Consider the following 14,573-nt stretch of genomic DNA (forward strand, 5'->3'; position numbering starts at 1 on the left):
CCCGTGCGGACGGCAGCGGTCAGGATAGGGCGGACGCGGGGCGGGGCGCCCGCGAGTTTTCCGGCCGTTCTACGGGCGGGGGCGCCCGGGGTCCCCGGCGCGTTCCAGGAAGGGCTCCAGCAGCCCCGGGACCGCGTCGGCGGCGAACGCCAGGCCCTCGGAGGCGTCGGTGTCGTACGCCGTGTACGCGCCGCCTCCGGCGGCCGTGGTGGCCGTGACGCTCAGCAGCCCGGCCCGGCGCTGGAACACCGACTGCTTCACCGTCCAGCCGATCACCCCGGCCCGTTCGAGGGCGGCCGTGGAGCGGCGGACCGTACCGGAGCGGGTGACCAGATAGCGGCCGGAGAGGGCGTGGCCGAGCGCCCGGTACGCGTCCAGGGCGAGCACCACCGCCACGGGGACGGCCACCACCGCGCAGCCGAGCGCGATCCACAGCAGCACGGGCGTGAGCAGCGCCCCGAGGAGCGTCAGGATCAGGACCGGGCCGAGGGCCGCCGCGAGCGACCAGCGCAGTCGGCGGCCCCGGGCGGCACGGGGGTGCGGGGTGAGCGCCGCGCCGGTCGGGGTGCCGGGCTCGCGCAGCACGTCGGCGGCGACGGTGTCGGCCCGGGCCCGGGGCGCGGCCGGGAGCAGGGTGTTGTGGTCGGCGTTCTTGGCCTCGTGGTCCTTGGCCAGGCCGGTGGTGATGGCGTCGAGGCGGGCCGCGCCGAGCAGCCGGACGCCCAGGGGCTCGACCAGGTCGACGCCGCGCAGCCGGGCCTCCTCGACGGAGATCGACCGGGAGGTGAACAGCCCGCGCCGGACCCGCAGCGTGCCGCCCGGTTCGCGCTCCAGGCGGTAGTTCCACCACATCTCGATCCAGAGGCCGAGCGCCCCGACGACGCCCGCGACCAGGGCGGCCAGGACCAGGACGATGATCACCCAGAGCAGCGGGGTCTCCCGGAAGCGGTCGCCGACCCACTCGATGACCTGGCCCTGCGCCCCGACCCAGTCGCTGACCTGCATCACGGCCCCGGCGGCGGCCCCGCCGAGCATCGGGGCGACGAAGGAGACCGGGGCGTAACGGATCCAGCGGGGGTCCAGGACGGCCAGTTCGCCCTCGCGGTGGACGCCGGGCGATGCGGTGGCGGCGCGCTCCAGGAGGAGGAGGCGCAGCCGTTCGCCCTCGGCACGGGTGACCGGGTCCAGTACGAGGGTGGACTCGGAGCCCTGTTCGCCGGTGCCGATCCTGACGGTGACCAGGCCGAGGAGGCGGAGCATCAGGTTGGCGGTGAGGTCGACCGTGCGGATGCGGCTGCGGGCCAGGGAGCGGCGCTTGACGAGGAGGAGGCCGGTGTGGAGATCGACGCGCTCAGCGCCGACGCGATAGCGGGTGCGGTGCCAGCGGACCCGGTCGGCGCCCGCCGCGACCCCGATGACCAGAACGGCTCCGGCGAGCACCTGGAGCACGGCGACGGGGAGGCTGAACCAGCGGGTGAGCCCGAGCGTGACGGGGATGGCCGCGCCCGCGACGACCCCGGCGACGACGAGGGCGGTGACCAGGACCGTACGGGGGTCGAGGCGGTGCCAGTCGGCGGGCGGGGCGGCGGTGCTCATGTGGCGTCGCCGGGGGTGTCGCGCGTGATCCGGGTGAGCTGTCCGGCGAGGTCGGCGGCCAGCTCGTGGTCCAGCCCCTGGATCCGGACCGCCCCCTTGGCGGAGGCGGTGGTGACCGTGACGGTGGCGAGCCGGAAGAGCTGCTCCAGCGGGCCGCGCACGGTGTCCACGGTCTGGATCCGGGACATCGGAGCGATCCGCCACTCCTGCCAGAAGAAACCGGTGCGGACGTACACCGCTTCCTCGGTGACCTCCCAGCGGTGCGTACGGAACCACCACAGGGGGAAGAGGACGGCGGCCGCCGTGCCCGCCACGGCCAGGACCGCGGCGGGCAGCAGCAGCCAGAAGCGGGCCGGTGCGACGATCGCTCCGAGCACCGCGAGCGGCACGACGTGCAGAGCCGTCAGCAGCAGCCACTGGACCCGCCACCAGCCGACGGCGCGCTCGTTCAGTGTGTTGCGCGGCGGCCGCAGCCGGACCGTCTCCCCCTCCCCCTGTGGCATCGGCTCAGCGCCCGCGCAGGGTGCGGTAGGCGTCGACCAGGGCGGCGGTGGAGCTGTCGAGCTGCCCGGCGTCCGCTCCCCCGTCGCCGGTCAGCAGCGGTTCGATCTTCTTGGCGAGGACCTTGCCGAGTTCGACGCCCCACTGGTCGAAGGAGTCGATGTTCCAGATGGCGCCCTGGACGAAGACCTTGTGCTCGTACAGCGCGATGAGCTGGCCGAGGACCGAGGGGGTCAGCTTGTCGGCGAGGATCGTCGTCGTGGGGTGGTTGCCCCGGAACGTCTTGTGCGGGACCAGCTCCTCGGGCACGCCTTCGGCCCGGACCTCCTCGGGCGTCTTGCCGAAGGCGAGGGCCTGGGTCTGGGCGAAGAAGTTGGCCATCAGCAGGTCGTGCTGGGCGATCAGGCCGGGCAGCAGGTCGTGGACGGGGGCGGCGAAGCCGATGAAGTCCGCCGGGACGAGCTTGGTGCCCTGGTGGATCAACTGGTAGTAGGCGTGCTGCCCGTTGGTGCCGGGCGTGCCCCAGACGACCGGCCCGGTCTGCCAGTCGACGCGGTCGCCCTCGCGGTCGACGGACTTGCCGTTGGACTCCATGTCGAGCTGCTGGAGGTACGCGGTGAACTTGGACAGGTAGTGGCTGTAGGGCAGCACCGCGTGCGACTGGGCGTCGAAGAAGTTGCCGTACCAGACGCCGAGGAGGCCCAGCAGGAGCGGGGCGTTCTCCTCTGCGGGGGCGGTGCGGAAGTGCTCGTCGACGAGGTGGAAACCGTCGAGCATCTCGCGGAAGCGGTCCGGGCCGATGGCGACCATCAGCGAGAGGCCGATCGCCGAGTCGTAGCTGTAGCGACCGCCGACCCAGTCCCAGAACTCGAACATGTTGGCCGTGTCGATGCCGAACTCTTCGACCTTCTCGGCGTTGGTCGACAGCGCCACGAAGTGCTTCGCGACGGCGTCCTGACCGGCCTTCAGCTCGGTCAGCAGCCAGTCCCGGGCGGAGGTGGCGTTGGTGATGGTCTCGATCGTCGTGAACGTCTTGGAGGCGATGACGAACAGCGTCTCGGCCGGGTCGAGGTCGCGGACGGCCTCGTGGAGGTCGGCGCCGTCGACGTTGGAGACGAAGCGGAGGGTGAGGTCGCGGTCCGTGAAGGAGCGCAGCACCTCGTAGGCCATGGCGGGGCCGAGGTCGGAGCCGCCGATGCCGATGTTGACGATGTTCTTCACCGGCTTGCCGGTGTGGCCGGTCCACTGTCCGGAGCGGACCTTCTCGGCGAAGCCGGCCATCTTGTCGAGGACGGCGTGCACCGCCGGTACGACGTTCTCGCCGTCGACCTCGATGACCGCGTCGCGCGGGGCGCGGAGCGCGGTGTGCAGGACGGCCCGGTCCTCGGTGGTGTTGATCTTCTCGCCGCGGAACATCGCGTCCCGCAGCTCCGCGACCCCGGTGGCGGCGGCGAGCTCGCGCAGCAGGCGCAGCGTCTCGTCGGTGACCAGGTGCTTGGAGTAATCGAGGTGGAGGTCGCCGACCCGCAGGGTGTAGGCGGTGCCCCGCTCCGGCTGCCGCGCGAACAGCTCGCGCAGCTGGGGTGCGCCGAGCTCCTCACGGTGCTTGGCGAGAGCCGTCCACTCGGGCGTCTGGTTGAGCTTGGTTCGGCTTGCTGCGTTCATCCGGGATATCAGCCCACTTCTCACTCGTCATCAGCATCCCCGCTGCCCCTCCAACCTAATTGATCGTGGAGGCCGACGGCGTGGAGGAGGCGGGTGGCGCGGGAACGCGATCCGGCCGGACACCCGTGGGGCGTCCGGCCGGTTGAACGACTGGGGTTTCCGTGGAGCTGTGCGGGAGAAATGTCAGATCTCGCCGCGGAGTTTGGCCAGTGCCTCGGCGAGGATCGCCTCGCCGTCCTCGTCGCTGCGCCGCTCGCGCACGTATGCGAGGTGCGTCTTGTAGGGCTCGGTGCGGGGCGGGTCGGGCGGGCTGTCCTTGTCCTGGCCGGCCGGGAAGCCGCAGCGCGGGCAGTCCCAGGTGTCCGGCACCTGCGCGTCATGGGCGAAGCTCGGCTGCGTCTCGTGCCCGTTCGAGCACCAGAAGGAGATGCGGAGGCGCGGCGCCGACTCGCCCCGCTCGGCCTCCCCCATCGGCCCCGCTCCGACCCGGCTTCCCCGGATCGCGTTGCCACTTGCCACGGTCGTAACTCCCTGCGTGATGGTGCTCGAAGGATGCCCCAGTCTACGTAAGGCCCAACGTGCGTCCAGTGGAAGGAGTTACACCGTTACCGGAATCGCGGAACGAGTCGTTCAGTCGAGCTTGATGAGCAGACCGAGGACGACGATGCACGCGAACCAGACCAGACCGACCACCACGGTGATCCGGTCGAGGTTACGCTCGGCGACCGAGGAGCCACCGACGGAGGACTGCATTCCGCCACCGAACATGTCGGAGAGGCCGCCGCCCTTGCCCTTGTGCATGAGCACCAGCAGCATCAGCAGCAGGCTGAAGACGATCAGGGCGATCTGGAACGCCAGAATCACGGCTGGTCCCTACTTTCCGGATTTCTCGAATACTGCCTGTACGTACAGCGGGGGCCGGAGGGTGACCACCCCCTCGGCCCCCGCAAGGGTACGACGGATCGGCGCTACCGCATACTCACTGGTCGCGGAAGCGGACGATCTTGACGAACTCGTCGGCGTCCAGTGCGGCGCCGCCGATGAGGGCGCCGTCGACGTCGGGCTGCGCCATGATCGCGGCGACGTTGCCGGACTTGACGGAGCCGCCGTACTGGATGCGGACGGCGTCGGCCAGCTCCTGCGAGTACAGCTCGGCCAGGCGGCGGCGGATCGCGCCGCAGACCTCCTGCGCGTCCTCGGGGGTGGCGACCTCGCCGGTCCCGATGGCCCAGACGGGCTCGTAGGCGATGACGATGGACTCGGCCTGCTCGGCCGGGATGTCCTTCAGGGCGCCGTCGAGCTGCGCGAGGGTGTAGGAGACCTGGTCACCGGCCTTGCGGATGTCCAGGCCCTCGCCGACGCAGAGGATCGGGGTCAGGCCGTGCTTGTAGGCGGCCTTCACCTTGGCGTTGCAGATCTCGTCGGTCTCGCCGTGGTACTGGCGGCGCTCGCTGTGGCCGACGGCGACGTAGGTGCAGCGCAGCTTGGCGAGCATGGGGCCGGAGATCTCACCGGTGTACGCGCCGGAGTCGTACGCCGAGATGTCCTGGGCGCCGTACTTGATCTTCAGCTTGTCGCCGTCGACCAGGGTCTGCACGGAGCGCAGGTCGGTGAAGGGCGCCAGGACGGCGACCTCGACGTCCTCGTAGTCCTTGTCGGTCAGCGCGAAGGAGAGCTTCTGGACGTGGGCGATGGCCTCGAGGTGGTTGAGGTTCATCTTCCAGTTGCCCGCCATCAGCGGGGTGCGGGTGGTCATGAAAGGTCAGTCCTCCAGTGCGGCGAGCCCGGGAAGCGTCTTGCCCTCGAGGTATTCGAGGCTCGCACCGCCACCGGTCGAAATATGTCCGAAAGCATTCTCGTCGAAGCCCAGGATGCGGACGGCCGCGGCGGAGTCGCCACCGCCGACGACGCTGAAGGCCGGGGAGTCGACGAGCGCCTGGGCGACCGCGCGGGTGCCGTCGGCGAAGTCGGGGTGCTCGAAGACGCCCATCGGGCCGTTCCAGAAGACGGTGGCCGCGTCGGCGAGCTTCGATGCGTAGAGCTTGTTGGTCTCGGGCCCGTTGTCCAGCCCCATCTGGCCTTCCGGCATGGCGTCGGCGGCGACGGTGGTGGGATGGGCCGGGGCCTTGGTCTTCAGGTCGGGGAAGGCGGGGGCGACGACGACGTCGACGGGGAGGACGAACTCCACGCCCTTCTCCTCGGCCCGGCTCAGGTACTCCCGCACGGCGGGGATCTGGTCCTCCTGGAGCAGCGAGCTGCCGACCTCGTAGCCCTTGGCCTTGAGGAAGGTGTACGCCATGCCGCCGCCGATGAGGATGCGGTCGGCCCGCTCCAGCAGGTGGTCGATGACGCCGAGCTTGTCGGAGACCTTGGCGCCGCCGAGAACGACCGCGTACGGGCGCTTGACGTCGGTGGTGAGCTTCTTCAGGACGCCGACCTCGGTGGCGATGAGGTAGCCCGCGTAGTGCGGCAGCCGGGCCGGGAGGTCGAAGACCGAGGCGTGCTTGCGGTGGACGGCGCCGAAGCCGTCGCCCACATAGACGTCGGCGAGCTCGGCCAGCTGATCGGCGAAGGCGGCGCGCTCGGCGTCGTCCTTGGAGGTCTCGCCGGCGTTGAAGCGCAGGTTCTCGATGACGGCGACCTGGCCGTCGGCGAGGCCGGCGACCGCGGCGCGGGCGGAGTCGCCGACCGTGTCGGCGGCGAAAGCCACGTCGGCGCCGAGGAGTTCACCCAGGCGGGCGGCGGCGGGCGCCAGCGAGAAGGCCGGGTCCGGGGCGCCCTTGGGGCGGCCGAGGTGCGAGGCGACGACGACGCGCGCGCCGGCCTCGGCGAGCTTGGAGATCGTCGGGAGGACGGCGCGGATGCGGCCGTCGTCGGTGATCGTGGTGCCGTCCAGCGGCACGTTGAGGTCGGCGCGGACGAATACCCGCTTGCCCGCGACCCCTTCGGCGAGAAGTTCGTCGATCGTCTTCATCTGTTCCGTTTACTCCTTGGAAGGACCGATGAGCATGCTAGGCCGTGTCGACAGACCGCCGTCGTCCGGCCGAAGGCCGGGCCGCGCGGCGTCTGGTGCGTGCGATCGCAAGGCGCCGGAATGGCCTCGAATGGGGCCTCCCCTGCTCGAACGGAGCTGAGAGCTTGGGGAAGGAGCTACTTGGCCGTTTCGGCAACGCTGCGAGCGTGCGTGCCAGACGCCGCGCGGCAGACGGCAGTCTGTCGACACGGCCTAGGGGCTCGACCCGCGCGTCGTTGCGCCGGTCGAGCCCCTTCGCTCACATCGATGTGCCTGCCGACCCGAGGATCAGAGCTGTTCGCCGACGAAGACCGTGAGGTCGACGAGGCGGTTGGAGTAGCCCCACTCGTTGTCGTACCAGCCGAGGATCTTCACCGAGTTCCCCTCCTGGACCATGGTCAGGGAGGAGTCGAAGGTGCAGGACGACGGGTCGCCGACGATGTCCGAGGAGACGATCGGGTCCTCGGTGTACGTCAGGAAGCCCTTGAGGGCGCCGTCGTCGGAGGCCTTCTTGAACGCGGCGTTGACCTCGTCCTTGGTGACCTCGCGCTGGAGGGTGACGACCAGGTCGGTGGCGGAGCCGGTCGGGACCGGGACGCGCATCGCGATGCCGTCGAGCTTGCCCTTGAGCTGCGGGAGGACCAGGGCGGTGGCCTTCGCGGCACCGGTGGTGGTCGGGATGATGTTCTCGGCGGCGGCGCGGGCGCGGCGCAGGTCCGAGTGCGGGAAGTCCAGGATGCGCTGGTCGTTGGTGTACGCGTGGACCGTCGTCATCAGGCCCTTGACGATGCCGAAGTTCTCGTCGAGAACCTTGGCCATCGGCGCCACACAGTTGGTGGTGCAGGAGGCGTTGGAGATGACGTTGTGCTTGGCCGCGTCGTACTGGTCCTGGTTGACGCCCATCACGATGGTGATGTCCTCGTCCTTGGCCGGAGCCGAGATGAGGACCTTCTTGGCGCCGCCCGCGATGTGCTTCTCGGCGTCGGCCTTCTTGGTGAAGATGCCGGTCGACTCGATGACGATGTCGACGCCCAGCTCACCCCAGGGGATGTCGGCCGGGTTGCGCTCGGAGAGCACCTTGATGGTGTGACCATCGACGGTGATGGTGTCGGCGGTGTGGCTGACCTCTGCCTTGAGGCGGCCCAGGATGGTGTCGTACTTCAGCAGGTGCGCAGTGGTCGCAGTGTCACCCAGGTCGTTGACAGCCACGATCTCGATGTCCGCACCCTGCTCGAGCAGCGCGCGGAAGTAGTTGCGACCGATGCGGCCGAAGCCGTTGATGCCTACGCGGATCGTCACGAACCGATCTCCTCGTTAGGTACGCCGGTTTTCGACGCCGGCGAGTTGTATAGGGATGTCCCCGACCGCTTCCGACCCTACCTCTCCGAGGGCCGGGGAGTGACATCGAGAGGGCCCCTACGCGCCACCGGATACGACCGGTGGCCCGTACTCGCCAGTAGGGGTACGGGCCACCGTTTCGCCCGCCGGGACGTGGGTCCCGGCGGGCGCGGGACCGAGGTCCCGGCGGGGTCGGGACCAACGTCCCCCGCCCGCCGCCGAGTCAGCCGACCAGGCCGTCGGCGAGCTCCTCGCTGAGGGTCGCCTCGGTCCCCGGGATGCCCAGGTCCTGGGCCCGCTTGTCGGCCATCGCGAGCAGTCGGCGGATCCGGCCGGCGACCGCGTCCTTGGTCAGCGGCGGGTCGGCGAGCGCGCCCAGCTCCTCCAGCGATGCCTGCTTGTGCTCCATGCGCAGCCGTCCCGCGGCGGCGAGGTGCTCGGGGACCTCCTCGCCGAGGATCTCCAGCGCGCGCCCCACCCGGGCCCCTGCGGCGACCGCCGCGCGGGCCGAGCGGCGCAGGTTCGCGTCGTCGAAGTTGGCGAGCCGGTTGGCCGTGGCGCGGACCTCGCGCCGCATCCGCCGCTCCTCCCAGGCGAGCACCGCGTCGTGGGCGCCGAGCCGGGTCAGCAGGGCGCCGATCGCGTCGCCGTCGCGGACGACCACGCGGTCCACGCCGCGCACCTCGCGGGCCTTGGCGGCGATGGAGAGCCGGCGGGCCGCGCCGACCAGGGCGAGGGCCGCCTCGGGGCCGGGGCAGGTGACCTCCAGGGAGGAGGAGCGGCCGGGCTCGGTGAGCGAGCCGTGGGCGAGGAAGGCGCCGCGCCAGGCCGCCTCGGCGTCGCAGGTGGCCCCCGAGACCACCTGCGGGGGCAGCCCGCGGATCGGCCGGCCGCGGCCGTCGACCAGACCGGTCTGACGGGCCAGCTGGTCGCCGCCCGCCACCACGCGGACGACATAGCGCGAGCCGCGCCGCAGTCCGCCGGGGGCCATCACGATCAGCTCCGAGCTGTGCCCGAAGATCTCCAGGATGTCGCGCTTGAGACGGCGGGCGGCGTTGCCGGTGTCCAGCTCCGCCTCGATCACAATCCGGCCGCTCACCAGGTGCAGCCCGCCCGCGAACCGAAGAATCGCCGAGACCTCTGCCTTCCTGCAGCAGGTCCGGGTGACGGGAAGATGAGAGATTTCGTTCTTCACCGCTGGCGTCATCGCCATGGGCCGATCCTTCCATGCATCCGAAAAATACGGTCGTACGCGGCGGCCAACAGCTCCTGATCATGGACCGGAACGCCGTCGGGCGATGCCACCGGCGCCAGCTCGACCGCGGCTCCGAGCCGCTGGGCGGCGTCGGCGAGGGACTCACGGTCGGGCACGGCGGCCTCATCGGCCAGCACCACGTCCAAGGCGAGTTTAGGGGCGTGTCGCCCCAAAACCTCCAAATGACGCTGCGGTGAGAAGCCTTCTGTTTCGCCGGGCTGGGGCGCGAGGTTCAGCGAGAGGACCTTGCGGGCCTTCGTGGTGACCAGGGCGTCGAGCAGCTCCGGCACGAGCAGGTGCGGGATCACCGAGGAGAACCAGGAGCCGGGGCCGAGGACCACCCAGTCGGCGTCCAGGACCGCCGCGACGGCCTCCGGAACGGCCGGCGGGTCGGGCGGGACCACGTGCACGGACTGCACCTCGCCGGGCGTGAGCGCCACCGTGGCCTGACCGCGCACGGTGACGATCGCGTCGGGCAGATCGGGGTCATGGCCCTTGACCAGCGCCTGGAGCTCCAGCGGGACCGCCGACATCGGCAGCACCCGGCCGTGCGCGCCGAGCAGCTTGCCGACCAGGTCGAGCGCCTGGACGTGGTCGCCGAGCTGTTCCCAGAGGGCGACGATCAGCAGATTGCCGACCGCGTGCCCGTGCAGGTCACCCTTGGACTCGAACCGGTGCTGGACCACCTGGGACCAGGTGCGGCCCCAGTCGTCGTCGCCGCACAGCGCGGCGAGCGCCTTGCGGAGGTCGCCGGGCGGCAGCACGCCCAGCTCCTCGCGCAGCCGGCCGCTGGAGCCGCCGTCGTCGGCGACGGTGACCACGGCCGTGAGATCGCCGGTGATCCGGCGCAGCGCCGTCAGGGACGCCGAGAGGCCCATGCCGCCGCCGAGCGCGACGACCTTGGGCTGAGCACCGCGTTTGCGGCCCGAGAGCGCCGAGGTGGCGCGGCTCAGGCGCCGCATCCGCAGATTGCGTCCGGTCACTCTCGCCCCATGTCGCGGTGGACGAGGACGGTCTCGATGCCTTCGGCGGCGAGGCGGGCGGAGAGCTTCTCGGACATGGCCACGGAGCGGTGCTTGCCGCCGGTGCAGCCCACGGCGATGGTCACGTACCGCTTGCCCTCACGGCGGTAGCCCGCGGCGATGAGCTGGAGCAGCTCGGTGTACTGGTTGAGGAACTCCTTGGCGCCCGGCTGGTCGAAGACGTAGTCGGACACCTCCTCGTTGACGCCGGTGAAGGGGCGCAGCTCGGGGACCCAGTGCGGGTTGGGGAGGAAGCGGCAGTCGACGACCAGGTCGGCGTCGACGGGGAGGCCGTACTTGTAGCCGAAGGACATCACCGTGGCCCGCAGCTCCGGCTCGGACTCGCCCGCGAACTGGGCGTCCATCTTGGCCCGCAGCTCGTGCACGTTGAGGCTGGAGGTGTCGATGACCAGGTCGGCGTCGCCACGCAGCTCGCGCAGCAGGTCGCGCTCGGCCGCGATGCCGTCGACGATGCGCCCGTCGCCCTGGAGGGGGTGCGGGCGGCGGACGGACTCGAAGCGGCGCACGAGGGCGTCGTCGGAGGACTCCAGGAAGACGATCCGCCGGGTGACGTGCTTGGCCTCCAGGTCCGCGAGGGATTCGCGAAGGTTGTCGAAGAAGCGCCGGCCGCGTACGTCGACGACGACGGCGATCCGCGCCACGTTGCCCTGGGAGCGGGCGCCGAGCTCGACCATGGTGGGGATCAGCGCGGGCGGCAGGTTGTCGACGACGAACCAGCCGAGGTCCTCCAGACACTTGGCGGCGGTGCTGCGGCCGGCGCCCGACATCCCGGAGATGATCACCAGCTCGGGGATGGCCGCGTCACCCGTCTCGTTCGGGGTGTTCGTACTCACGTCTGCTGCTCCGTCTGCTCGGTCTGCGGTCTCGGCCGTCTCCGTGACGGCCGGGCCCGTGGCGGTCGGGCCTGAGGTGTGCTGTGCGGTCTCGTGGCTGTTCTCGGTCATGAGCTGCCCCCGTCGTCCTCTTCGATGATCTCTCCTGTGGCCGTGTTCACGGCAGGTGCCGCGGGAGCGGTCGAGGCCAGGGCGGCGGCCACCGATTCCGCCGTCCTCCGCCCTATCCCGGGGACCTCGCAGATCTCGTCGATTGTCGCTTGCCGAAGCTTCTTCACCGAGCCGAAATGCTTGATCAGCGCCTGCTTCCGGGTCTCGCCGAGGCCGGACACGTCGTCGAGGGGGCTGGTGCGGATGCGCTTGGCGCGTTTGGCGCGCTGGTAGGTGATGGCGAAGCGGTGCGCCTCGTCCCTCACGCGCTGGAGGAGGTAGAGGCCCTCGCTGGAGCGGGGCAGGACCACGGGATCGTCGTCGTCGGGGAGCCAGACCTCTTCCAGACGCTTGGCGAGGCCGCAGACGGCGATGTCGTCGATGCCCAGCTCGTCCAGGGCGCGCTTGGCGGCGGCGACCTGGGGCTGCCCGCCGTCGACGACGACCAGCTGCGGCGGGTAGGCGAACCGCTTGGGGCGGCCGTCGTCCTCCCGGGGCTCGGCGTCCTCGGCGACGGCGGGGACGGCGCCGGAAGCGGGGCCGGTGGCGGCGGGGACCGGCCCGGTCGCGGGAACGGGGGTGGTGGCGAGGCTGAGGTCGGTGGCGGTGGCGGGGGCGGTGGCGGCGGGCCCGTCGGCCGCGGTGTCCGTGGGCTGCTCCTCCCACTCCCCCGTGCGCTCCTTCTCCTGGAGGTAGCGCTTGAAGCGGCGGCCGATCACCTCGTGCATCGAGCGGACGTCGTCCTGGCCCTCGAAGCCCTTGATCTGGAAGCGGCGGTACTCGCTCTTGCGGGCGAGGCCGTCCTCGAAGACCACCATGGAGGCCACCACGTCGTCGCCCTGGAGGTGCGAGATGTCGTAGCACTCGATGCGCAGCGGGGCGGTGTCGAGACCCAGCGCCTCGGCGATCTCCTCCAGGGCGCGGGAGCGGGTGGTCAGGTCGGAGGCGCGCTTGGTCTTGTGCAGCCCGAGCGCCTGCTGGGCGTTGCGCTGGACCGTGGCCATGAGGTCCTTCTTGTCGCCGCGCTGCGGGATGCGCAGGCTGACCTGGGAGCCCCGGCGCGCGGCGAGCCACTGGGAGACCGCCTCGGTGTCCTCGGGCAGGGCGGGGACCAGGACCTCCTTGGGGACGGCGTCGCCGCGCTCCTCCCCGTACAGCTGCTGGAGGGCGTGCTCGACGAGGCCGGAGGTGTCGACCGCCTCGACCTTGTCGGTGACCCAGCCGCGCTGGCCGCGCACCCGGCCGCCGCGTACGTGGAAGATCTGGAGGGCCGCCTCCAGCTCGTCCTCGGCTACGGCGATCAGATCGGCGTCGGTGGCGTCGGCCAGGACGACGGCGCTCTTCTCCATGGCCCGCTTGAGGGCCTCGGCGTCGTCGCGGAGGCGGGCGGCCCGCTCGTACTCCATCTCCTCGGCCGCCTGCATCATGTCCTTCTCCAGGCGGCGGATGTAGGTGCCGGTGCGCCCGGCCATGAAGTCGCAGAAGTCCTCGGCCAGATCCCGGTGTTCCTCCGGAGTGACCCGGCCGACGCAGGGGGCGGAGCACTTGCCGATGTAACCCAGCAGGCAGGGGCGGCCGGTGCGCGCGGCGTTCTTGAAGACGCCGGCGGAGCAGGTACGGACGGGGAAGACGCGGAGCATCAGGTCGACCGTCTCGCGGATCGCCCAGGCGTGGCCGTACGGGCCGAAATAGCGCACGCCCTTCTTCTTGGCGCCGCGCATGACCTGGACGCGGGGGAACTCCTCGTTGAGCGTGACCGCGAGGTAGGGATAGCTCTTGTCGTCCCGGTACTTGACGTTGAACCGGGGGTCGAACTCCTTGATCCAGGAATACTCCAGCTGGAGCGCCTCGACCTCGGTGGAGACGACCGTCCACTCGACGGATGCGGCGGTGGTGACCATCGTGCGCGTACGCGGGTGGAGATTGGCCAGGTCCTGGAAGTAGTTGGCCACGCGCTGGCGCAGGTTCTTGGCCTTCCCGACGTAGATCACCCGGCGGTGCTCGTCGCGGAACCTGTAGACCCCCGGGGAGTCGGGGATCTGTCCCGGCTTGGGGCGGTAGCTGGAGGGGTCTGCCATGTCTCACACCCTACTTGCGGGCAGTGACAGTACGTCGTCCTCGGGTGGTGCCGCGCTCCGGAGTGCCGTGGGGTGTTCCGCACCCCGGAGCGCGGGCCGGTGAGGCCGCCGGAGTCGCCTGAGCGGCCGCTCAGGCGTCCGTGACCGGGGATCGCCCGGTACGGCTCCGGCGGCGCAGCGCCGCGGCCCCGCACAGGGCCAGGGCGAGGAGCGCCCCGACTCCGGCGGTGGTGGAGACGGCGGTCAGGGCCGTGTCGGGGCCCTGGGCCGCGCCCGCCAGTGCGGGGTCTCCGGCGGGACCGGGGCCGGCCCGGTCCGCCGCCGCCGGGCCCGGGACGGGGCCGGGGGCGGGCGCGGGGCCGATGGCCGGTCCGGTGTCCGCGTCGGGGCCGTAGCCGCCCGCCCGGCCGGACCGGGCGTATCCGGAGCCGGGCAGTTTGTCGCCGTACGCCTCCTTCACCCGGGTCCGGTAGGCGTCGAGCGTGGTGCCCCGCGCTCCCACGGCGGTCCTCGCGTCCTCGTCGAGCGGGAGGACCCGGGAGCCGTCGTGGACGTACCAGGCGTCGATCTGCGGTTCGCGGAAGACGGTGCCCCCGGGGAGGGTGCGGGCCCCCTGGGCCGCGTAGCGGGCCTCGTCGTCGCCGGCGGCGATGTTCACCACCTGCCAGTCACCGTCGGCGCCCGCCTCGGGGAGAGTCCACAGAGAGGCCTTCTGGCCGTCGGAGGAGACGGCGGTGCTGGCCAGGTAGTCCAGGGTGCTCGGGGCGGCCCCGGGCTTTCCCGCGACGAAGGCGGCCGAGAGCGTCCGCACGGGCACGGCCTTCCCCTCGATCCTCGGTGCGCTCGCCTTCCTGCTCACCGCGCCCTCCCGGGCGAAGAACCGGGACAGGGTGTCCAGGGTCTCCGGCTCGGTCGCGGCCTCGTGCGCGGCTTCGAGGGTCGACGCGGTCAGCTTCGGCGGGGCCGCGCGGCCGTCGTCGGCGAGGGCGGGAACGGCGGCGGTGAGCAGGGCCGTCGCGGTGAGGGCGGTGGCGACGGCGAGGCGCCGTGCGGTGGCCGCGTTCCGTGCGGTGGCTGTGCGCCGGGTGGTGGAGTTCATGT

General features: G+C 71.4%; 13 protein-coding genes. All 13 read right to left on the reverse strand.

Going from position 1 to position 14,573, the window contains the following annotated elements; all coding sequences use genetic code 11:
- Positions 1 to 69: 69 nt before the first annotated feature.
- Complete coding sequence (locus CCZ36_RS06395) at positions 70 to 1,596, reverse strand: PH domain-containing protein (RefSeq protein ID WP_128817184.1); 1,527 nt, start codon at positions 1,594 to 1,596, stop codon at positions 70 to 72.
- Positions 1,593 to 2,099 (reverse strand): PH domain-containing protein, encoded by a 507-nt coding sequence (locus tag CCZ36_RS06400; protein WP_069740401.1) that lies wholly within the window; start codon positions 2,097 to 2,099, stop codon positions 1,593 to 1,595. The genes CCZ36_RS06395 and CCZ36_RS06400 overlap by 4 nt, the downstream gene beginning before the upstream one ends.
- Positions 2,100 to 2,103: 4 nt before the next feature.
- Positions 2,104 to 3,762: a glucose-6-phosphate isomerase gene (gene pgi, locus CCZ36_RS06405; RefSeq protein ID WP_128817185.1), complete on the reverse strand. Its 1,659-nt coding sequence runs from the start codon at positions 3,760 to 3,762 to the stop codon at positions 2,104 to 2,106.
- 183 nt (positions 3,763 to 3,945) lie between these two features.
- Complete coding sequence (locus CCZ36_RS06410; protein WP_073217477.1) at positions 3,946 to 4,281, reverse strand: RNA polymerase-binding protein RbpA; 336 nt, start codon at positions 4,279 to 4,281, stop codon at positions 3,946 to 3,948.
- 111 nt (positions 4,282 to 4,392) lie between these two features.
- Positions 4,393 to 4,626 carry a preprotein translocase subunit SecG gene (secG, locus tag CCZ36_RS06415; RefSeq protein WP_010061274.1) on the reverse strand — a complete coding sequence of 78 codons (234 nt, stop codon included), beginning with the start codon at positions 4,624 to 4,626 and terminating at the stop codon, positions 4,393 to 4,395.
- Between the two features lie 115 nt (positions 4,627 to 4,741).
- A complete protein-coding gene (tpiA, locus tag CCZ36_RS06420; RefSeq protein WP_069743175.1) occupies positions 4,742 to 5,518 on the reverse strand; it encodes a triose-phosphate isomerase in 777 nt (258 codons plus the stop codon).
- 6 nt (positions 5,519 to 5,524) lie between these two features.
- A complete protein-coding gene (locus CCZ36_RS06425) occupies positions 5,525 to 6,736 on the reverse strand; it encodes a phosphoglycerate kinase (RefSeq protein ID WP_128817186.1) in 1,212 nt (403 codons plus the stop codon).
- 327 nt (positions 6,737 to 7,063) lie between these two features.
- Positions 7,064 to 8,074 carry a type I glyceraldehyde-3-phosphate dehydrogenase gene (gene gap, locus CCZ36_RS06430; RefSeq protein WP_006123685.1) on the reverse strand — a complete coding sequence of 337 codons (1,011 nt, stop codon included), beginning with the start codon at positions 8,072 to 8,074 and terminating at the stop codon, positions 7,064 to 7,066.
- A gap of 262 nt (positions 8,075 to 8,336) precedes the next feature.
- Positions 8,337 to 9,326, reverse strand: a complete 990-nt coding sequence (gene whiA, locus CCZ36_RS06435) for a DNA-binding protein WhiA (protein WP_006123686.1) — start codon at positions 9,324 to 9,326, stop codon at positions 8,337 to 8,339.
- Complete coding sequence (locus CCZ36_RS06440) at positions 9,317 to 10,351, reverse strand: gluconeogenesis factor YvcK family protein (RefSeq protein ID WP_006123687.1); 1,035 nt, start codon at positions 10,349 to 10,351, stop codon at positions 9,317 to 9,319. Before CCZ36_RS06440 ends, whiA begins: the two co-directional genes overlap by 10 nt.
- Positions 10,348 to 11,355 carry an RNase adapter RapZ gene (rapZ, locus tag CCZ36_RS06445; protein WP_176734629.1) on the reverse strand — a complete coding sequence of 336 codons (1,008 nt, stop codon included), beginning with the start codon at positions 11,353 to 11,355 and terminating at the stop codon, positions 10,348 to 10,350. The genes CCZ36_RS06440 and rapZ overlap by 4 nt, the downstream gene beginning before the upstream one ends.
- On the reverse strand, positions 11,352 to 13,472 hold the full coding sequence (uvrC, locus tag CCZ36_RS06450; protein WP_128817187.1) for an excinuclease ABC subunit UvrC: 2,121 nt from the start codon (positions 13,470 to 13,472) through the stop codon (positions 11,352 to 11,354). The genes rapZ and uvrC overlap by 4 nt, the downstream gene beginning before the upstream one ends.
- A gap of 130 nt (positions 13,473 to 13,602) precedes the next feature.
- Positions 13,603 to 14,571 (reverse strand): hypothetical protein, encoded by a 969-nt coding sequence (locus CCZ36_RS06455; protein WP_128817188.1) that lies wholly within the window; start codon positions 14,569 to 14,571, stop codon positions 13,603 to 13,605.
- Between the last annotated feature and the right edge of the window lie 2 nt (positions 14,572 to 14,573).

The organism is Streptomyces sp. S063 (assembly GCF_002832675.1).
Classification (GTDB): Bacteria; Actinomycetota; Actinomycetes; order Streptomycetales; family Streptomycetaceae; genus Streptomyces; species Streptomyces sindenensis.